The sequence below is a fragment of the Nocardiopsis sp. iso_25 genome (assembly GCF_056173305.1).
In genome coordinates this window covers 6,287,395-6,307,368 of sequence record NZ_CM149667.1, presented here as the reverse complement: position 1 = coordinate 6,307,368, position 19,974 = coordinate 6,287,395, and the positions used below count along the sequence as shown (strand labels likewise).

18 protein-coding genes are annotated in these 19,974 nt (G+C 67.5%); 7 read left to right on the top strand and 11 right to left on the bottom strand.

The window, feature by feature from the left end:
* The first annotated feature begins 44 nt into the window (after positions 1–44).
* The 5 genes from AC0VX6_RS27235 (at position 45) to AC0VX6_RS27215 (ending at position 5,110) form a co-directional block, all read left to right on the top strand.
* Positions 45–1,466 carry a DUF6177 family protein gene (locus AC0VX6_RS27235; RefSeq protein ID WP_475466758.1) on the top strand — a complete coding sequence of 474 codons (1,422 nt, stop codon included), beginning with the start codon at positions 45–47 and terminating at the stop codon, positions 1,464–1,466.
* 234 nt (positions 1,467–1,700) lie between these two features.
* A complete protein-coding gene (locus AC0VX6_RS27230; RefSeq protein ID WP_274975326.1) occupies positions 1,701–2,027 on the top strand; it encodes a cell envelope biogenesis protein TolA in 327 nt (108 codons plus the stop codon).
* Positions 2,024–2,359: a DUF6507 family protein gene (locus tag AC0VX6_RS27225; RefSeq protein WP_475466755.1), complete on the top strand. Its 336-nt coding sequence runs from the start codon at positions 2,024–2,026 to the stop codon at positions 2,357–2,359. The genes AC0VX6_RS27230 and AC0VX6_RS27225 overlap by 4 nt, the downstream gene beginning before the upstream one ends.
* 55 nt (positions 2,360–2,414) lie before the next feature.
* Positions 2,415–4,967, top strand: coding sequence for a hypothetical protein (locus tag AC0VX6_RS27220; protein WP_475466752.1), 2,553 nt, complete (start codon positions 2,415–2,417; stop codon positions 4,965–4,967).
* An 11-nt stretch (positions 4,968–4,978) separates the two neighbouring features.
* Positions 4,979–5,110: a hypothetical protein gene (locus tag AC0VX6_RS27215; protein WP_274975323.1), complete on the top strand. Its 132-nt coding sequence runs from the start codon at positions 4,979–4,981 to the stop codon at positions 5,108–5,110.
* Between the two features lie 302 nt (positions 5,111–5,412).
* On the opposite strand, the gene AC0VX6_RS27210 is transcribed toward AC0VX6_RS27215, so the two are convergent.
* The 5 genes from AC0VX6_RS27210 to AC0VX6_RS27190 all read right to left on the bottom strand — a co-directional run bounded on the left by AC0VX6_RS27210 (position 5,413) and on the right by AC0VX6_RS27190 (position 12,886).
* Positions 5,413–8,895 carry a DEAD/DEAH box helicase family protein gene (locus AC0VX6_RS27210; RefSeq protein WP_475466750.1) on the bottom strand — a complete coding sequence of 1,161 codons (3,483 nt, stop codon included), beginning with the start codon at positions 8,893–8,895 and terminating at the stop codon, positions 5,413–5,415.
* 83 nt (positions 8,896–8,978) lie between these two features.
* Positions 8,979–10,136, bottom strand: coding sequence for a restriction endonuclease subunit S (locus AC0VX6_RS27205; protein WP_475466748.1), 1,158 nt, complete (start codon positions 10,134–10,136; stop codon positions 8,979–8,981).
* Positions 10,133–11,647 (bottom strand): type I restriction-modification system subunit M, encoded by a 1,515-nt coding sequence (locus AC0VX6_RS27200; protein ID WP_475466746.1) that lies wholly within the window; start codon positions 11,645–11,647, stop codon positions 10,133–10,135. Before AC0VX6_RS27200 ends, AC0VX6_RS27205 begins: the two co-directional genes overlap by 4 nt.
* Positions 11,648–11,773: 126 nt before the next feature.
* Positions 11,774–12,028 (bottom strand): DUF397 domain-containing protein, encoded by a 255-nt coding sequence (locus AC0VX6_RS27195; protein ID WP_274975318.1) that lies wholly within the window; start codon positions 12,026–12,028, stop codon positions 11,774–11,776.
* 3 nt (positions 12,029–12,031) lie between these two features.
* A complete protein-coding gene (locus AC0VX6_RS27190) occupies positions 12,032–12,886 on the bottom strand; it encodes a helix-turn-helix domain-containing protein (RefSeq protein WP_475466744.1) in 855 nt (284 codons plus the stop codon).
* Between the two features lie 623 nt (positions 12,887–13,509).
* Here AC0VX6_RS27190 and AC0VX6_RS27185 point away from each other — a divergent pair.
* Together AC0VX6_RS27185 and AC0VX6_RS27180 are read left to right on the top strand one after the other, a co-directional pair.
* Entirely contained in the window at positions 13,510–14,115 is a 606-nt protein-coding gene (locus AC0VX6_RS27185) for an ATP-binding protein (protein ID WP_475466742.1), read from the top strand.
* Complete coding sequence (locus AC0VX6_RS27180) at positions 14,112–14,720, top strand: hypothetical protein (protein ID WP_475466740.1); 609 nt, start codon at positions 14,112–14,114, stop codon at positions 14,718–14,720. Before AC0VX6_RS27185 ends, AC0VX6_RS27180 begins: the two co-directional genes overlap by 4 nt.
* An 89-nt stretch (positions 14,721–14,809) precedes the next feature.
* On the opposite strand, the gene AC0VX6_RS27175 is transcribed toward AC0VX6_RS27180, so the two are convergent.
* The 6 genes from AC0VX6_RS27175 to AC0VX6_RS27150 form a co-directional block, all read right to left on the bottom strand.
* Positions 14,810–15,367, bottom strand: coding sequence for an NUDIX hydrolase (locus tag AC0VX6_RS27175; RefSeq protein WP_274975314.1), 558 nt, complete (start codon positions 15,365–15,367; stop codon positions 14,810–14,812).
* The gene (locus AC0VX6_RS27170) at positions 15,364–16,494 is read right to left on the bottom strand and encodes an NAD(P)-binding domain-containing protein (protein ID WP_475466738.1); all 1,131 of its coding nucleotides are present in this window, start codon (positions 16,492–16,494) and stop codon (positions 15,364–15,366) included. The genes AC0VX6_RS27175 and AC0VX6_RS27170 overlap by 4 nt, the downstream gene beginning before the upstream one ends.
* A 122-nt stretch (positions 16,495–16,616) precedes the next feature.
* Positions 16,617–17,375 carry a GntR family transcriptional regulator gene (locus tag AC0VX6_RS27165; protein WP_274975312.1) on the bottom strand — a complete coding sequence of 253 codons (759 nt, stop codon included), beginning with the start codon at positions 17,373–17,375 and terminating at the stop codon, positions 16,617–16,619.
* A complete protein-coding gene (locus AC0VX6_RS27160) occupies positions 17,372–17,908 on the bottom strand; it encodes a UTRA domain-containing protein (RefSeq protein ID WP_274975311.1) in 537 nt (178 codons plus the stop codon). The genes AC0VX6_RS27165 and AC0VX6_RS27160 overlap by 4 nt, the downstream gene beginning before the upstream one ends.
* Positions 17,909–18,474: 566 nt before the next feature.
* Positions 18,475–18,840 (bottom strand): DUF3140 domain-containing protein, encoded by a 366-nt coding sequence (locus AC0VX6_RS27155; RefSeq protein ID WP_274975310.1) that lies wholly within the window; start codon positions 18,838–18,840, stop codon positions 18,475–18,477.
* Positions 18,841–18,873: 33 nt separating this feature from the next.
* Positions 18,874–19,926, bottom strand: a complete 1,053-nt coding sequence (locus AC0VX6_RS27150) for an SDR family oxidoreductase (RefSeq protein ID WP_475466736.1) — start codon at positions 19,924–19,926, stop codon at positions 18,874–18,876.
* Between the last annotated feature and the right edge of the window lie 48 nt (positions 19,927–19,974).

The window sequence follows — 19,974 nt, the reverse complement described above, 5'->3', positions numbered from 1 at the left end:
CCGTGGCGGTCCCCGCCCGCCCCCTGACCCCCTCAGGAGAGCCGTTGAGCTACGACGTGGTGGCCCTGGTCGCCCACGAGCCCGACGAGAAGGCGGTCGTCCACGCCCTGCAAGGCGTTGACCCCGAGCTGCGGCTGCACTGGCACGGCGACACCACTGTCATGCAGATCCGCGACGGGGACGCCCAACTGCTGGCCACCCTCGAACCCGGGCGGCCGGTGGAGCGTTCGGACGCGGTCGTGCGCCTGCTGGGGCCGGAGGTCGTGGCGGGGCTGCCGGAGACCTTCTGGTGGGTGGAGGCGCGCGCCCGTCCCGACGAACGGGGGCGGGAGGCGGCGCACCGGTTCGCTGACGGGCTCGCGCTGCGGCTCGGCGGGGCGGTGTGGACCTCGGGGTCGGCCGACTTCGGCCTGTGGGAGGAGCCGGAGCACCCGGCGGTCGAGCGCACCGCGACCAGGGCGCTCCTGGTCGCCCAGGACCGGGCGGTGGTGCCGTTCTCGTCCTGGCTCAGCGACGCGGTGGCCACGCACGGCGGGGAGAGGACGCTCCAGGTGCTCACCCCGCCCACCGCGCGCCTGACCTACGCGGTGCGCACCTTCGCGGCCGGGTCGCTGGGGCGCTGGGTGGTGCGGGGCTTCGATGGCGGCCACTACGACGGCATCACCGGCCTGCCCGTGCGCTGGGACGACGAGCATGGGTTCTGCGCGGACAGGGAACCGGTCGGACTGGCGTGGGGGGCCGGGAAGCCGGACGTCGAGCCGGTCGCGGGGTTCCTCGCGGACTTCGCCGAGAGCGCCGGAACGCAGGTCGTGGTGGACGTGTCCGTGCTCCACCGCGACCCCTTCTCCCCGGACCCGGGCCGCGTGGCGGAGGTCGTCGCCGAGCACCTGGCCGGGACCGCGCCGGCGGCGTGGGGTCCGCACGAGCCCGCGCTCCTGGCGTGGGACCGCGAGCGGGTGGCCGGTTTCGTGCGCGAGCGCGGGCCCAAGCCCTCGATCCTGTACCTGTCGGGTCCGCTGGGCGAGGGGCGCCCCTTCTCCGGACAGCTCCACCTGGCCCGGCGCGGGACCGGGTTCCTGGAGCGGGTGTCGGTGGTGGCCGGGTTCGAGAACGCGGACGCCGTACCCTTCGACGCGTTTCCGGCACTGGTGGAGGCGTTGGCGGCCGAAGGGATGCTGGACGGGTTGCGCGTGCGCCGCATCCCCGGGCGCGCCGATGTCACCTACGCGCCGGTGTGGGCGGGGCCCGCGGTCCCGATCGGGCTCGCGGTCGGGCCGGACCGGCTGCGCCGGATCGGGACCGGCCGCGCCCAGGCGGGACCGATCCCGGGCACGCTCGTCGGTGAGGACGGGGCCCGGGCGGTCTGGTACCCGGTGGTGGAGGACGCCGAGGCGCCCCTGCGCGCCCTGGACCTCATGCGGAGGCAGACGGAGTACCTGTCCGCGGCTCCCGCGAAGAGGGCCTGAGCCTTCCCGGAGGGAGGCTGCCGCCCTTCCCTGGAGCATGAGTGACGCACGTCACCTTCGTAGTGCTCAACTGCGTGTTCTCCTCGGCTCGTCCGGAAGACCCCGCGCCTGCCCACCGCCGGGGCGGTTCCTCCGGAACCGGGACCGACCGTGGAACGTCACTCCATATGCGCATACTGCTATGGGAGTCTTGCGAAGCGGGCCACGGAATCCACGAGTGAGGGCAGGCATCGGATGAAGTTCGAACTGGTGGAGCCGCCGGACGAGACGGAGGATTCGGACGGGAACGCCGCCGTCACCGAACCGCGAAACCCGGCGCCCGCCGACGGGATCGCGGTCCTCAAGGAAGCGGACGCGGTCTTCCCCGGGCCTGTGCGGGAACGCAGGGCCAGGGCAGTCGAGGGCGTGCGCGCCTCACTGGAACTGCTGCGGGCCCGCGTCGCCGAGCAGAGCATGGCCGAGGTCCGCGTCCACACCGCTGACCTTCCGGAGGCCGAGGCCGGAGCCCTGTTCCACCCGCACCGGTTCGCGGCTTCCCCGGTGAAGGGAGACGGCCGATGAGCCAGTGGAACATCGACGTCTACGGGGTCTCGCTGGTCCTGGGCGACCTCGGCGGACAGCTCGGGTTGGAAGGAGGCGGGTTCTCCGACACCGTCGACTCCACCGCCGACGGGATCGAGATGGCGCTGACCAACGCCAAGAGCCCGCCCGTGGAGGCCGCCCTGTCCGGGTTCTTCGAGCACTTCACCGGCGAGACCGACGCCATGTTCACCCGCACCCTGTCCTGCCTCCAGGGCGCCAACGACGCCACCATGGCCTACAACCAGGGCCAGGAGGAGATGGCCGCCGAAGCCCAGAGCCAGGCGGGCACCGGCGAGAACCTCGACCTCTGACCTGACACCCCCGCACCCCCGACACCCCCGCCCCGCCCCCACGGAAGGCCCCCTGGTGAGTTTCGAGCCCACCGAGCCCCAGAACGGCGTGGACCCCAACCCGTTCACGCTCATCGACCCGGACACCGTCCCCTACCCCCTCACCGACGTCTGGTCCCTCAACTACGCGGCCGAGACCCTGCGCACCGGCGGGGAGGACCTCTTCGGCGGGGCCGAGGACATGTCCTCCACCTGGGGCGGGCTTCAGGCCCACTACAGCGCACCGGAGAGCGAGACGCTCTTCGCCGCGATGGACCCCGTGGTCACCCGGGGAGAGGGCATCCAGAGCGACCTGGCCACCGTCGCCGGCGCGCTGGAGGACCTGGCCGAGGCGGCCGCGACCGCGCGCCGTTCGCTCAACACCCTGCGCATCGACGCCCAGAGCCTGTGGAACGCCAACCACGACCGGAAGGTGTGGTGGCTGACCAAGGACGAGGAGACCGACGAGTGGGCGCTGGCGGAGAACATCCGCATCAAGGACGCGGTCAACGCGGCCTGGTCGACCTTCAACGAGGCCGAGAACGCGTGCGCCAGCCGGATCTCCGCGACCTTCGGCGGCCCCGCCTACGTGTCCCCGGACCAGGCGGGCGGGGACGGCGCGCTGGTCTACGGGCTGCCCACCGACGCCGGTGAGCGCGATGTGTCGCTGGGACACGCCCTGAGTTTCGAGGGCGTCAACAGCAACATCAACGACTTCACCGCGTGGGCGGGCAGCGAGTTCCACCCCTCCCTGCTGGACTGGGGCAACCCCATCGGTCAGGCGCTGTGGGACACGGGGGCCACTGACTTCCTGTGGGGGACGGCGGTGGGGCTGACGTCCAAGCTCGGGTTCTGGCACCCCGACAACGGGTGGCGGTTCGACCCGCGGGGGCGCTTGGAGAACTTCGGGGCGGCCTGGAGCGACGCGGGTATGGACGCGGCCGCGCTGGTCGGTGTCCACGACGAGCACGGGTGGTTGTGGGAGCCGGGGGAGGGCGGCCAGGAGGGTTGGGGAGCGGGTTTCGAACGGTGGACCGGCAACGCCCAGGACAGCCTCGCCGAGGTGTGGGAGGGGCACACCGCCTGGTCCACGCGGGATGACGGTGTCGCCTACTCCAACACCACCATGGCCGCCAACGCGGTGATGCTGACCGGCGGGCTGCCGCTCAAAGCTCTCAAGATCATCGCCGGGGCGGGGGTGGTCAGCTCCATGGACGCCCCCGGGGGATCGGGTGACGCGGAGTTCGACGGCTCCGGCTCGGGTTCCGGCGGGGGTTCGGGCACGGGCTCGGACAACTTCACGTCGAGGGGCGGACCGGGAACGCGGGGCTGGCCCAGCAGTCCGCTGCCGGGCGCCGGGGAGGGCCAGCGCCCCACGGGTGAGCGCTTCGAGAACCCGCTCACCCACCTGAACGAGTCGTTGCTGGACCCCGACCGGTACCGCCCGCCCGCCTCCACCCCGAACGCCCCTGTACCCGACGGCGGCGGGGACCGGCCCTCGCAGAGCCCGTCCGAGCCGCAACGCAGTAACACCCCGCAGCCTCAGGACAGAGGTCGTTCCGAAGAGCGTGACGACATACGCGATGAGGTACAGGACGAAACAGACCTTTCAGGCTCAGGCGACGCTTTCGCTGATAATCATAGAGAGGACTACTCTGGTCACGAGGGCGATCGTTGGCCTGACAACAGATCGACCGTCGTCGGAAACAGGCCTGCCGAAGAGCGGATCGTTGTCGACCTTGCGGAGTCGGGACGCGAAAGCAGAAATAGAAATGCTGGTCTAGGCGCTGACATAGCTTCCTCCGGAAGGACGCACCAGAGCGGTGGAAGCGAGATTTCTGAGCGGGTGGGCTGGGCGCAGCCAACTCAGGATACAGAAACCTCACGTGGGCCCGATGCGGATGCAAACGAGCAGTCCCTCGGTGATCAGAGCGATCACGTGAGTCGACCAGATGGACAATTGCTCCCAGAGGTTCTGGAGAACTGGTCTGAGCTTCCAATTGAAATTCCTGACGGCACGCCAGCAGATGTGCTGCTGGAGATCCGTGGGGCCATCGATCTCGTAAGCCAGGTGCATAGTTTTCCAGATGGAATGGAGCCGATCGTTTTCGATTCCAGAGAGCTGGGATCTGGGCGAATGGGTTCTTATGATCGTGCTACGCGTACTATCACGTTCGATCCATCTCTTCCCAATATGCGCGAAACTCTGGTGCATGAGATCGGTCATGTTATCGATAATGCCATGCACGGAGAAAGGACCGGGTCACGCCACGGACTGGCATCCGCGATGCCATCTACCCCAGAGATGCGAGAGTGGGCCTCTGCTGTGAGGAACTCTCCGCAAGTCAGGGAGCTGAGGAGTATGCCTGTGACTGGCTACAGTAGGTACATGAGGCTGCCCCAGGAGCTGTGGGCGCGCTCCTACGCTCAGTGGATCGCTCAGCGGACGGGAGACCCGCGTCTCCAGAGCGAGATCCGCAGTCATCTGTCACAGCCGGGCATCGAAGGGTACCGTCAGTGGGCAGAAGATGACTTCAGGCCAGTAGCATTAGCGCTGGACGCGGTCTTCGAGAACGATTGGAAACTGTAATGTTCAGTGTCGTGGACGATCCAGAGAACTACACTTTGGAAGAGCTGATTCAGAAGTATCTTGACGAGGGTTTCGATCAGGAATCTGCGGAGGCGTACGCAGAGATCCTGAAGAACCCTCCGGAAGATGCGTTCATCAACTGAGTGTAGATGCGCGGTCTAGATTGCATACCCGCTTGGCTCTTATCGCTGTGGCGGAAGTCAACGGGAGCACGTTTCCCACCGCAACGCCGTCGGACTCCATGTCCTACTCAACGAGTTGGGGTCCACATGTTCCCGCTGCCCAACAGCGTCAGGTGCGATGTGCTGATCGCCCTGCCGCACGGCAAGCTGCGGAACATCCGCACGCGGTCCGTCGAACGCGTTTCCGGCGTGTGACCCGCTCGGGGCGGGGGCGGCTGTGAGCGGTGCGGGCACGGATCGCACCGCGCCCGCACCGCCCGCCCTCAGCCGGCGGCGCGCTCCGGGGGGAGCGCGGTAGCCCGGAAGCCTTCGAGGACCTCCTGGATCGTGTCGACCTCGGCGTCGGAGAACACGCTCTCGGGGCCGCCCGGGGAGACACTGGTGAACGGCGGCTCGTAGAGGTCGCCGACGTCCAGGAAGCCGTTCTTGGCCACGTAGTCGACGATGAGCTTGAACAGGCGCAGCTGGTTGGCGGAGAGCTTCCTGCCCGCCTGGAAGCCGTCGAAGGCGGCGGAGACGGCGTCGCGCTCCATCCCGCTGAAGGAGCGCAGGAACAGCCCCAGCCCGCCGTGCTCCTCCTCGGCGCGCTCGATGTCCTTCTCGGTGCCGAAGCCGCCGTCGAGGAACACCCGCACGAAGTGGTCGATGTCCGCACTGGTCAGCTGCCGGTTGCGCATCAGCTTCTGCACGGACAGGTCGCTCTCGTGGTTGCGCACGTAGGTGCGGACCTTGACCTCGAACCGGGTCCAGCCGCCGCCCACGTCCAGGCCGCTGAGCTCGGTCCGCGTGAGCTCGCCGAGCTCGTCCTCGAAGTCGGAGTAGACGATGCCCCGCCGGGTCTTGGGAATGAGCCGCACCAGGCCGCGCACGCGGCGGCGCATGACCTCCAGCATCGGCAGGGTGACGTCCTGCCACCAGGCGTCCGAGACCAGGTCGGAGAGGAGTTCGCGCTGCCTGGCCACCACCGGGTTGTTCAGGGTGGTGGGGTCGAGCAGGGCCTCGGCGATGTCCTGGACCTGGCGGCGCAGCTTGTCGAAGCCGGGCTCGGGCTCCAGGACGCCCAGCTGGAGGCGCAGGGCCAGCAGGTCGAAGCGCTTGGCCTCCTGGCTGTTCTCGTCCTCCTTGTACGCGGTCGGCAGCGGGGCGAGGGTCTCGGTGAGCTGGTCGCGCTTGTCCTCGGTGATCCGCCGCCACGCCGCGGGGTCCTGGTAGGCCTCCACCGTCTCCAGGTGCGGCCGGACCTCGACGTTGCGGGAGTTCATCCCCGCCACCTCCAGCTGGAGGCGCTCGGCCAGCGACCGGCGCAGCCCCGCCTCGTCGGCGGGGCCGTCGGAGGCGGCCGCGGAGCCGTCCGGGGCGGGGGCGGTGCCCTCCTCGGGCGCGGCGGCCGACTCCCGGGCCGGGGAGTGCCGGTCCAGGCCGTACAGCAGCTCCGCGCGCCTGCGGAAGACCTTCTCGCGCGTGGACGGCTGCACCCTGGCCTCGGCGGCGGCGAGGTTCTGGTTGAAGAACTCCACGTTGCGGCCCAGGTCGAAGACGAGGAAGCCCGTCTTGTGGTCCTCGGGCCCGAACAGGTCCGGGCACTTGCGCGTGCCGCGCCCGATCATCTGCCAGAACTTGGTCCGGGAGCGCACGAGCTTGGCGAAGACCAGGTTGAGCACCTCGGGGATGTCCACGCCGGTGTCGAGCATGTCCACCGAGACGGCGATGTGCGGGGCCGAGTCGTGCCGGGAGAACTTGTCGAGGATGGACTGGGCGTAGGTGGTCGAGTGCGTGATCACTTGCGCGAAGTCGCCGCCGAGGTCGGGGTAGAGCTCCTGGAAGCGGTCCACGATGAAGTGCGCGTGCTTGACGTTGCGGGCGAAGACGATGGTCTTGCCGAGCCGTTCACCGCCCTCCACCTTGGCGCCGTGGCGCATGAGGGTCTGGAGGGCCTTGTCGATGGTGTCCTTGTTGAACAGGTGCTTGTTGACCTCGTCGGCGGCGATCGCGTCGGGGATTCCGTCGTCGTCGTCCCACTCGGTGAGCTCCCAGGCCTCCTTGTCCTCCTCGGACAGCTCGTCGTACCTGATCCCCTCGCGGGGGAACTTCAGCGGCACGTCGATGGTGGTGGGGCTGACCAGGTAGTCCTCCTTGACCGCCTCCTCCAGGCCGTAGACGTCCGTGGGGACTCCGTCCTCCAGGTGGAAGAGGCGGTAGGTGTTGCGGTCGATCTCGTCCTTGGGGGTGGCGGTCAGGCCGACCAGGAGTGAGTCGAAGTAGGAGAAGATCGCGCCGTACTTGTGGTAGACGGACCGGTGCGCCTCGTCCACGACCACGAGGTCGAAGTAGCCGGGACCGAACCGGCGCACCTCGTCGGAGGTGTCGTTGATCAGGCCCATCATGGTCTGGTACGTGGACACGTACACGCGCGCGTCCGCGCCCTTCTCCTCCAGCAGGTTGACCACCGGGGTGCTGGGCAGGTGCTGCTTGAAGGCGCCGTGGGCCTGGTTGACCAGGGCCTGGCGGTCGGCGAGGAACAGCACGCGCTTGATCCAGCCCGCCCGGTTGAGCAGGTCCACCAGGGAGATGACGGTGCGGGTCTTGCCCGAGCCGGTGGCCATCACCAGCAGGGCGTCGCGCTGTCTGTCCTCCTCGAAGGCCTCGCAGACGCGGCGGACGGCGCGGGACTGGTAGTGGCGGTTGACGATGTCGCTGTTGATCGCCACCCCGGCCAGGGCCTGGCGTCCGGCTCGGCGCATGACGAGCGTGCGCAGCTCGTCCTTGGTGTAGAAGCCCTGGACCTGGCGCGGCGGGTAGCCGAAGTGGTCGTCCCAGACGAAGGTCTCGTAGCCGCTGGTGTAGAAGATGACGGGCCGCTGCCCGAACTTCGCCTCCAGCGCGTCGGCGTAGGCCCTGGCCTGCTGCTTGCCGTCGCGGGCGTCGCGGGTGGTGCGCTTGGCCTCCACCACGGCCAGGGGCTTGCCGTTGTCGTCCCACAGCACGTAGTCGGCCCAGCCCTCACCCGAGGGCGTGGGCAGGCCCTTGAGGGGGTACTCGCGGTCCTCGGGGTCGGAGAGCGCCCACCCGGCCTCCCGTAGGAGGAGGTCGATGATGTGGGTTCGGGTCTTCGCCTCGTCGTAGTCGTGCTGGTCGGGAAGCTCGGCGTTGGCGGCCTTGGCCTCCTTGATCTCCGCGCGCAGCCGGAGGATCTCGGCGTCCAGGTCCTTGGTGCGCCGCTGGGCCCTGGCGAGTTCCTCCTGCTGGCGGGCGAAGTCCTCCGCCATCTTCTGGATCTCGGCCTGCTTCTTCTTCCGTACCTCGGCGGGGACCGGGGTCGGGATCAGCTTGCGGTCGAAGGACAGGCCGGAGGCCGGTGCGCCGTCCTTCGCGCGGGTGTAGTTGCGGGCCAGCCAGTACATGACGTGGAACAGCTCGACGGTGGCCCGCACCGCGTCCTGGGGCGAGACCGGTCCGGGGCGGTGCACGGCGGCGTTGCCCTGGCGGCGGATGACGTCCATCTTGGTGCGGACCGCCGGACCGGCCAGGTTGACCATGGTCGGTTCGGCGATCCGCGCGGCGAGGTCGCTCTGGTAGGGGGTGCGCAGGGTGTCGTCGGCCTCGTAGAGCCAGTTGACGGCCAGTTCCAGCGTCCGGCGCGCGTAGAAGCAGGACACGCGGGGGTCGGCCACGGCGAGGCGCTCGGCGCGGATCGCCTCGTTGTGGAGTTCGGGCCATTCGGTCTGGAGGAAGGCGAAGTTGCTCACCAGGCACCTTTCCCGGAGGAGGGGACAGGACGGGATGCGGGCAGCGGGGTTATGGAGTTGTGGGGCCGTGCGGCTGTGGGGGGCTACACGGTTATGTCCCGATCGTCCCACAGGGTGCCGTCAAACGCGCGCTGCTGGACGGAGGCGAAGAGTTCGTCCAGGTGGGAGAGGTGGGCTTGGTGCTTCGCCTTTAGTTCCTCGATTTTCCGCACCTTCTCGGAGAACTCTCGTTGAAGTTCTATCGGAGGGACAATGACTCTAATGTTCTCAAGAGACTTCTGATTAATCTTGAAGGTGCCGTTCGTGGTGCGAGCAGCAGAATTTATCTGATCCCTGATGCTCTCTTGCTTCCAAAGTACTTCCAGAAATTCAGGAGATACTTTTTTTTGGTTTACGTGGGAAGCGATGATCGTATCAGGGAAAGTCATGCTTGGCATGTCTTCCGTGGGGAAATGTCCGCGGCCAACGAGGTTAACATTGCCGTTCCCTCGGCATACAAGAAAGTCTTTCTTTCTTACCGATTTCTCTGAGGGTGGTGATTCTTTGAATGTGGCTTCTTTGTGTGCATGAGAATTGAAGCTGTCACCTGTGACCGCGGACAGCGTCAGTACGCTCGCGGAGAAGTTTCCGCTCTTGGATGGCGACAGGCCGTTTCTAGGTGAGTCGGCCAGAATTTTTGCGAAGGGTTGACTGTCCCAGTGGGTGCTATGCTCTATAGCATTGCCGAACATGTCGAGGAAGATGGACCGTGTGAGCTCGTCGAGGAGACCGATTGCTTTGCGGCTATTTTTCCTTAGAGAATCAACCTGTTCAATCGTGTCGGCTATTCTGGATTGCTCGTCTAGTGGGGGAATGAGAAGTCTTAGTCGGTATGCGTCTTCGCGGTTCAGCCCTGGTACGGCGGCTGCCCGATTTAGCTTGGTGAGTCCAATTTTTTGCAGCCTATATGAAAGCCATTTTAGATTTTCTTTAGTGGATGCTTCGTCTAGGTAGTACGTCGTGTCGATGGGCCAACAGGGTGTTTCGGAAAAATGCACCTCACCAAAAGATCCCTTGCGTCCAATGATGATAGATGGGCCTTTTGTGAGGGGTTCTATGTGCGATCCGACTGGCCCATTGGAGCCGAATACTTTGTATTTTCCAGGGCTTCTTTGTGATGACGGAAGGCTTTTTCCGTAGTGGAAGCTGCATACTTCGCCGAGGCTTGCCTCTCGCCATTTGGAACCATGGGGGCTATTCACCTAAGGGTCTCCTTGAGCTTGGAAATGCCTTCTCGTATATCGGCCCCAAGGCCTTCGAGCTCCTCAATGATCTTTGTTGGTGTTCGATACTCGGCCTCCTTGTAAATAACTTCTTTGTACCGGTTGATGCTTAGGTCGTAGCCTTCAGTGGAGATATCTGACTTGGGGACACAGAAGCTCTGGTCTGTGCGGGCGCGGTCCTGCTCGCTGCCGTCTCGACGCGACCATCGGGCGAGCACGTCCGGCAGGTTGTTCTTTTCATGCTCGTTTTCTTCTGGTTCCTTAACAAGGGCACCGAGCCTGTCCTCAGGAAGCAGAGGAGTTCGCTTGTCATCGAGGCTGTAACCGTCAGCCGTGACGTCGTAGAACCAGACGTTATCGGTACCACCGGCGTTCGTCTTGGTGAAGAACAGAATCGCGGTGGACACACCCGCGTACGGTTTGAAGACACCGCTGGGTAGCTTCACCACGGCGTCCAGCTTCTGTTCCTCCACAAGGATCTTTCGGATGGCCTTGTGTGCATTGGTGCTGCCGAAAAGTACACCGTCCGGCACGATGACGGCGGCACGACCACCGGGCTTGAGCAGGCGCAGGAAGAGCGGGAGGAAGAGCAGTTCCGTCTTCTTCGTCTTGATGATCTGCTGGAGATCCTTGGCGGTGCTCTCGTAGTCCAGGCTTCCGGCGAACGGCGGGTTGGCGAGGATGAGCGAGTAGCGTTCCGCCTCGTCCGCGACGCTTTCGGCGAGCGAGTCGCGGTAACGGATGTCGGGCTGTTCCACTCCGTGCATGAGCATGTTCATGCTGGCGATTCGCAGCATGGTGCTGTCGAAGTCGAAGCCGTGGAACATGCTGTTGTGGAAGTGCTTCTGGTTGGCGGCTTCCAACAGGTCGTTCTGGTGCTTCTCGCGCAGGTGCTCGGAGGCGGCGACCAGGAAGCCCGCCGTACCGCACGCGGGGTCGCAGATCTCGTCTTGAGGGCCGGGGTTCATCATCGCCACGATGAGCTGGATGATGTGCCGGGGCGTGCGGAACTGCCCGTTGTGGCCCGCAGTGGCGATTTTGCTGAGCATGTACTCGTACAGGTCGCCCTGCACGTCGCCATCACCGAGAGGCAGTTTGTCGATCATGTCGACGGCCTTGGTCAGCAGATTGGCGTTGGGGATAGTGAAACGGGCATCGCGCATGTGGTGCGCGTACGTGGAGTCGTCACCGCCGAGCCGCTGCAACCAGGGAAAGACCACCCTGCCCATCGTGTCGAACAGTGTGTCCGGTGCGAGCTCCTGGAGCTTGGTCCAGCGCAAGGCCTCGTCATCGGGTGTGTAGACAGGATCCTTGATGGGCCTGCCTGTGCGCTGGTGCTGCCTGTCCTTGGCCGCCTGGATGTCCTCCAACCTGCGGAGGAACATCAGGTAGGTGATCTGTTCGATCACTTCGAGGGGGTTGGAGATGCCTCCGGACCAGAACGCGTCCCAGAGGCGATCGATCTTGCTCTTCAGCTCGCCGGTAATCACGCGGATCAGCGTAACGCCGCCGTACGACCTGCCCAGCCTGGATGCGGGAACTGACGCCGAGCAGAGACCCAGCACAGCCACGAGCTTGGGCGCGCGGGGCCTCGAAGGCCCGCGCGCCCGGGTGGGTCAGCGCGCGTCGGTCGTGGTGGTGCTGAGGAAGGCGCGCCACTCGGCGGGGTCGAAGGTGAGCGTGCCCAGGTCGCGGTTCTGGGTGTCGCGGACGGCGGAGAAGGCGGGGGTGTCGGCCACCTCCACGCAGTTGCCGTTGCTGCCGCTGTAGGACGACTTGCGGAACGACGTCGGCATGTGTGCCACCTCGACGCAGTTGGTCGACGTTCCGCTGTAGCTGGACTTGAACCAGTTCATTTTGCTCGGCTGCATCGTTTACTCCTTCTCCAAGGCCTCAGCCGTACTGGCTAGGAACTCGACTGTCTGCGCTGGGCGCCAAGCATCCGCCAGCAGACGCTCGAACACGTTGGTGTGCTGCTCCAAAGCGCCCTGGTCGTCCCAGAAGAGGCTTGTGTTGTCAGTGATGGTCACGAGAACCGACAGCTCATCCAGTGTGAGGAGAGTGAACTCGCCGATGACCAGAGCGGCATGGGCACCAGCCTCGAACGGGAGCACCTGTAGCGTCACATTGGGTTGCTCCGCAATCTGGACGAGGTGTCGGATCTGCTCGGCCATCAGCCTAGAGCCTCCGACTTGGGTGCGGATCGCCGCTTCATTGACGATGGCCCACAGGTGTGTACCCCTCGATCGCCACGCCTCCTGACGGCCCAGACGAACCTCAACACCGGCGTCCACCACCTCTGGGCGTGCGCTCGGCATTGTCCCCTTGAAGAGAGCACGGACGTAGCCTTCGGTCTGCATCAGTCCGGGGATCAGTACCGGTTCGTATGTCCGTATGCGCCGAGCCGCGCTTTCCAGGCCGATGTAGGTGCCGTAGTCCTCGGCCACACCGCTGGACTGCCACCAGCCGGATGATCTGGCTTCCTTACGCATGTGCAGGAAGCGCTGGATGGACTCGTTATCGAGGTCGTAGTACTCCAGCAGACGTTCAAGGCTCCCCGGGCCTGGAATGACTCCCTCTACACCAGGGGTCTCCCAGCGGGACACGGTGGAGACGTTCACCTTGATGGCGCGGGCGATCTCAGACAACTTCCGATCAGCGCGCAATTTGCGCAATTCGGTCGCAAGCTGCCATTGCGCGACAGTCGGGCTCATAGTCATGAGGTCCATCGTGCCCCTTCATCGCGGGCTGGCCAAACTCCCGCAAGAAATCTGTAGATGCGGATTGCATATGCGACTTTCCTGATGTGTACTGTAACTGTCTTCGCGCACTCGGTGACTCAGGGTGGGCGTCTGCGGAACTCTGTGAGGAGAGCTGTCATGGCTGTTGACCGTTGGACACGCACAAGAACGAGTGAGGGCGCACGCAGTCCTGTAGCGGTCCTCACGGGACTTCTGGAAGCCAGACACGTGATTGGGGCGGAAGAATCCTCTGGGCTTGGAGGTGCCATCACCCGCAGCGGAAACCGCTCAGTGGCCTACCCGGTCGCGGCGGAGCGGATAGAGGCGAGGACCGTCGAATGAACGGACCACCCCGCCCCACAACCCCGTGGACCTGTCCCGCCTGCTGTCGCACCGAGAACGGCGGCCACAGGACCCACACCCGTTGCCCGCGTGGCAACGCCCAGGACGACAGCGACGACCGCCCCGCTCTCGTCCATCCCCCGTTCGAGAGGCTCGCGGACTACCCCCGCGTACCGCCTCCGGCCGGGCACGTTAAAGCCCTGGCGGGTGACGTAACACCCCCAGGGCGCGGCCAGTCAGTTTCAAACGTCTCCGAAGGAGCCCCTGGCATGTTCATTCTGCCGCGTAACCCCGCACCCGAGTGCGCGCCCCCCGTTATCCACAGCCTGTGGAAACCACGCCTCTACCCCGGGACCCTGGACACCACCGCGCGAGTGCGCGCCGACCTGCGCCACGACCTGACCAGCACGTCCGCTTCGCCCGACGAATCGCACGGCTTGGACCCGGACCTGGTCGACTCGATCGTGCTGTGCGCCAGCGAGATGTTTGCGAACTCCTGCGAGCACACCCGTTCCGGCGAGGACGGCGGTCGTGTCATCCGCACGCTGACCGTCCCGGACGAGCGCACGCTCCGACTCTCGGTCATCGACGACGGCTACCGCGACACCGACACCCGCCCGCGCATCCCCCGCCAGCGCACCGAACGGGACTGGCACGAGGCCGAACGCGGCCGGGGCCTGCTGCTCATCCACCACCTCGCCGCGCGCTGGGGCACCCGACAGGTGGTCGGCTTCCCGTTCTGCGAGGGGCTCGGCACCGTGCTGTGGGCGGACTTCGACCTGCCCTCAGACCCCGACACCCCCTCCGCCGCCTCCGTCGCTTCCGCCTCCGCGGCCAACGCCTCCGCCGCGTCTGCCCCGGAGGACGTCCGATGACCGCGCCCGTCCTCACACCCGCCGCGCCCGCGCTCTCCTCGGACATGCGACGCGTCCTGGACGCACCCCGGGGCCAGCGCTTCGGCCGCCCGGGAGCCCGGACAGCGGACCGCCCGGCCAAGCGTCCGGCGCCAGCCCCGCCGCCTCCGCTCGTCTCGCTGGGCCGGACCCCGCGCGAGCGCGAACTGCTCGCCCGGATGCCGGACACACCCCGGCTGCGCTACCGGCTCACCCACGGGGACGTGCCCGCCTGGATGATCGAGTCCGAGTCCCGGAAATCCCGCCCGCACGGGGCCTCTGCCCCTGATCCGGAGCCCCGCCCCCGCCCGAGGCCCAGGCCCCGACCCGGACCCGGGCGCGGGCCCGCTCCCCGACCAGTCCCCAGGGAGACCCCCGGCGACGGCCCCGGCCCCGAAACCCTGCCGGTCCCCCGCCCACGGCGCGAGCGCACGCCTCCGCCGCCGCTGCCGCGCAGGTCGGACCGCCCCCGCCGCACAGCGAGCCACCGCAAACCCCGCCGCCGCCTGGGCTGGACGGTCGCGGGCTACGCCCTGGCCACCGCAGCCGGGGCCCTCGCCCACCACCTCGCCCAGTTACTGGCCTGATCCGCCAAGCGGGGCAACTGACCACCATGGAGGCCGCACCGGTACGAGGGGCCCGGTGCGGCCGTCCCAGCCTCTTCTGCTTCCGTTTCTCAGCCGCTGAGGGCCCGCGTGACCTTCTCCGCCAGACGCGCCTGTCCGGTCTCGCTGTGGGGACGCCAGGCGTGGTCGCCGACCTCCTCGGCCTGGAGTCGTACTGACGACTCCCGCACACGGTGGAGATAGCGGAAGTCGAAGTGCCAGTGCTCGGGCTCACCCTTCACCGGGTTGGCCGGGATCTGGTGGATGTCCAGGTCGATCGGCAGCGTGTTCGTGACGCTCTCGGTCTCCGTCCGTTCGGGGACGATCCCGGTCTCCTCCTTCAGCTCCCGCAGTGAGGCCTCATACAGGGCGCCGTCCTCGGGCTCCAGGTGCCCGCCGGGCAGCAGCCAGGTGTCGAGCGCGTTGTGGTGGATCAGCAGGACCCGTCCCCGAGGATCGAGGACGATCGCCCCGGCGGTGGCGTGTCCGATGCGGAACTCCTTGCGTGATGACAGTTCGTGGTCGGAGTCCAGGGCGCGTCGGAGGAGCCCGACGGATTCGGCCTCCTCCGGAAACCGGCGCAGGTAGCCGTCCAGCACGGCGCGGATGTGGGTGTTCGGGATGCTCATGCTGCTCCAGTGAAGTGGTCGAGCCAGGTCGCCGCAATCGATTCGCGGATATCGGAGGGGAGTTCGTGATGGGCTGTCTCGTGCTCCCGGTTGGCCAGCAGGGAGACCGCCGCGAGGAGTTCGGCCTGGACGAGGAAGATGAACGCGCCCACGCTGGCTCCGTGCAGGAAGTTCACGGCGTTGCCGCCGTTGAGGACGTAGAAGTAGTGACCTGTTCGCGAGTAGCGGGTGATGCTCGCACTGAGCTGTTCGCGCGCGTAGGCGTTCTTGATCTCCTCCAGTTCCATCTCGTCGTCGGAGGAGGTGACCGAGGCGATGTAGGAGCCGTTGGGCACACGTGCGAAGTCAGCGCGCTTCAGGGCCAGATTGCCGGTCGCGCCGATGATGATTCCCGCTCCGCACAGTGCCTGTCGCAGGGACGGAGCCGTGTGGAAGCCCTGGGCCATGGCGTGGGTGAGTTTGATCGGGTCGGTGTCGTAGACGGTCACGCGGACGTTGCGTGCGTGCAGCATCCCCGCTACGGACGAGCCGAGCTTTCCGAAACCGATGACGGTGGCGCCTCGCCCGTAGAGGATGTCGCCGCGGGAGCGGATCAGCGCCTCGGCTGAGAAGACGATGGACTGGCCGACGAGGAAGTCCTCCGGAATCTTCAACGGGGAGCGCGCCACGCTGTAGACCGGGCAGGGGGGCTTGCCGTGGGCGAGATGGCGGCGGTGGCCGTTCTCGGTGTCCTCGACCACTCCGAGGATGTGCCCGGAGAAGCGGTCGCACACCTGCGGTAGGGCGGGCGCGAAGTAACCGCCGATGTCGAGCAGTACCACCTGCTGGCCTGGAACGGTGGTCTCCAGATAGTCCAGTACGTCATCGGCCGTCGCGAACCTGGCGCGGTCGAGTTCGTCGCACCGCCAGTGGCGGGATGCCTCGGCGCGCGCCGTCTCGTCGATGCTCTTGGGCTTGGGGAGTACGGCGCGCAGGTCGGCCACCCCGGCGAGGGCGTGCAGGAACGCGGGGCGTTCGGGCAGGAGGTGGGTGATCGCGATGGCGCAGGCCCTGCGTCCGTTCGGCAGGCCTTGGGAGACACAGGCGAAGTAGTCGGCGATCCTGGCACGTTCGAAGTCTTCCAGCACGGGCGCGCTCCTGGGAGGAAGAGGGGGTGTTCCCGAGGAGTTTCTACCTCACTACCTTGCTACGTAAACCATCAAGGTGATATCGCGAAGCCGCACCCTTTCCAGGAGGAGGACCGCTGGCCTCAGGAAATCGTGCCCCGGTACGCCAGTTCGTGGCGGTGACCGCCCTTGACCAGGACCGAGGCCTCCACGGGGCGTCCGTCGTCGCTGTAGACCGTGCGGAGGGTCCGCAGGACCGGCACGTCGTCCGGGAGTTCCAGGGCTCTGAACTCCTCGGAGGTGGCGAGGCGCACGGACACCCGATCGACGTGCTCGCGCGGCGGGCAACCGAGGTCGGCCAGCAAGGCGGGAGAACCTCCCCGGACGCGTGCTCTGCGCTCCAGCGGGGTGCCGTCGGCGACGGACAGAGGATAGTAGTTCCACACCAGCTCGACAGGTTCGTCGTCGAGCGACAGGAGCTGGTGTCGCAGTACCACCTCTTCGTCGGGGGCGGCGCCGAGAGCCTCCGCGACCTGGTTGGGCGGCTTCACCCGCATGACGTCGAGGAGCTTCGCGGTTCCTCGTTGACCGCGTTCGTCAGCACGGGACATCCACGGGTGGGCTTCGCCCCGAAGGGGTGGGGAGAGGTAGGAGGCCACCTGGACCACCAACGGAGTCTCAGCGCGCACGAACACGCCCACACCGGGTCTGCCGACGACGAAGCCCTCTTCCTTGAGGACCTGGAGGGTGCGCTGCACGGTCTGGCCGGTGACCTCGTAGCGCTCCATGAGCTGTTGCGTTGTGGGGAGGCGTTCACCTGGCTCCAGCTCCCCGCACATGATCGCCGCGCGCAGGAACGCGGCGATCTGCTGGTGTCGCGGACGGGTGTCCTCTCGTCTCATGAGCTCTCACCCACGAGCAGCCGGTAACGCAGGTGGCGTCCTTCGGGACGCATCACCATGCGGGATACCTCGAAGGGGATGCCGTCCGCCGTACGGCTCGTCCTCAGCAGCACAAGAACGGTGTTCCCGGCGGGAAGGTCCAGCGCCTCCGCCTCGGTAGCCGTCGCGGGACGTGCTGACACGTCCTCGACGGCCTCGTGTGCGGCGTACCCGAGTTCGCTGAGCAGGGTGGGCGCGCCACCGCGTATCTTGCGTTTTTCGGCCAGGGGCGTGTCCGACGCGACGGAGAGCGGATAGTAGGAGTCCGTGAGTTCGACGGGAACGCCGTCGAAGAGCATCACTCGACGGCGCACCACGACCCGGTCCTGGCCCCTCAGCGCTTCGGCTACCTCCGCCGGGGCGTCCACTTCGCCGACCTCCACGAGTCGTTGTGCGGTCGGGCCCTTCTGAGCGGTCCAGGGGTCGGACGCACCGGCGGGGCGCGCGGTCACGTAGGACGCTGAGTCGTCGTTCAGCCCGGGTCGCGGACCCATCTCGCCTCCGAGGAAGTCGGGGCCTTGGTGCTTGAAGTGCCAAGGTCGTACGCACTGCCACTGTACGATCCGAGCTTTTCTGGCTGTGTCGGCCCAGTCCAGTCACCGGTACACCGTTCCAACGACGGACCCGGGCCCGACCCGCCGCCGCTGCCGCGCAGGTCGGACCGTCCCCGCCGCACAGCGAGCCACCGCAAACCCCGCCGCCGCGTGGGCTGGACGGTCGCGGGCTACGCCCTCGCTACCGCCGCCGGGGCCCTCGCCCACCACCTCACCGGCTTACTGGTCTGATCCGCCAAGCGGGGCAACCGACCACCATGGAGGCCGCACCGGTACGAGGGGCCCGGTGCGGCCATGGTCGTCAGCGGCCTCACTGCGGCGCTGGCCTTCTCCGCGCATGTACTCCAGCAGAGAGAACCCGCCCGAACCCAGCGGTGGCTGTCGACCTTGCGACAGGTGGTCTTCCCGGCGAAGAGACGCCCCGCCCCGCGAGGGCGGCTCCGCGGGCCGCCGCCGACACGCGTCGGGGCGGGCACGCGTGCCCGCCCCGGCCTCCACCGCGACCGCTACCCGGTGAGGTCCTCCTCGTCGGGACGCACCGAGTCGGGGCTGAGCGGGTCGTGCCCCACCGACATCAGCCGGTGCCGCCACGCCGCGTCCTCGCGGCGCGGGTCCGCCAGCTGGCCGCGGACGTACTCGGTCACCTCGCGCATCAGCTCGACGTCGGCCTCCGTTGCGTCCACACGGCGCTTGTTCAGCAGGTTCACGACCGCCTCGCCCCGCCGGGACACCGTGTGCCCCGGTTCGGTGCGGAAGGCGTCCTCGCCCGAGGCGCTCGTGAGCAGCCACTCGCGCAGCTGTTCCCCGGTCATGTTCACCACCGCGTGGAACTCCTCCCACGCCTCGTCGACGGCGGGATCGTGCTCGGCCATGCTCTTCCCCCTCGGTTTCGGCTTCGTTGCTGGTCAGGGCCGTCGGTGCGCTCCCCGTGCGACCGCGTAGCCCGCGGCTCCCACCGCGAACCCCGCGGCGCCCAGCAGGGCCACGGTGCCGCGCCGCTGGCTCAGTTCCTGGAGCAGGCTCGACTCGCGCGACTCGTCGTCGAACTCGCCGTGCGCGCCGAAGTCGTGCTCGTCGTCCAGGGGACGGAACAGGTTGTCGCGCGCGGGCGGATGGGCGTCGCGGACCTGGCTCCTGCGTCCGGTGAGCCCCAGCTGCCAGTCGAGCACCCTCGGTGCGAACCGCTGGCCCAGGACGGTGGCCACCGTCGAGATCCCCACCCAGTACCGGCGCCGCCCCGGGTGCTCGGCACCCCAGACGATCGCCCGGGCCGCGACCTCGGGTTGGTACACGGGGGCCACGGGGCGCGGGCGGCGGCCGTCCAGGTGCGCGCGCGTCCAGGTGAACTGCGGGGTGTTCACCGCGGGCAGGTGCACCTCCGTCACCCGGACGCCCGATCCGCGGTGGATCAGCTCGGCCCGTACGGAGTCGGTGAACCCGCGTATCGCGTGCTTGGCCCCGCAGTACGCCGCCTGCAGGGGGATGCCGCGGTAGGCCAGGGCCGACCCGACCTGCACGATCACCCCCCGGTCCCGGGGCAGCATGCGCTCCAGGGCGGCCCGGGTGCCGTACACGTAGCCGTGGTAGCAGACGTCGGTGACCCGGCGGTACTCCTCCGGCTCCACCTCCATGAACGGCGAGATGACCGTGGCGAGCACGCAGTTCACCCACACGTCCACCGGTCCCAGCTCCGACTCGACCCGGGCCAGGGCCCCGCGCACCGCCTCGGCGTCGCTCGCGTCGACCCGCAGCGGCAGCGCGGTCACGCCCTCGGCGCGGGCCTCCTCCGCGGCGGCCTCCAGCCCCGTCCGCCCCCGCGCGAGCAGCGCGACGGTGTACCCCCGCCGGGCGAACTCGCGCGCGGTCGCCCTTCCGACGCCCGCGCTGGCTCCGCTGACCACCGCGATCCGGCCGTTCGGTCTCCCGGCCACCTCGGCCACCCCCACACGGGTCGACACGGCCGCTTCCGGCCCTTCGCCCCCTCCGCTACCCGCGAGCGCCGCCCG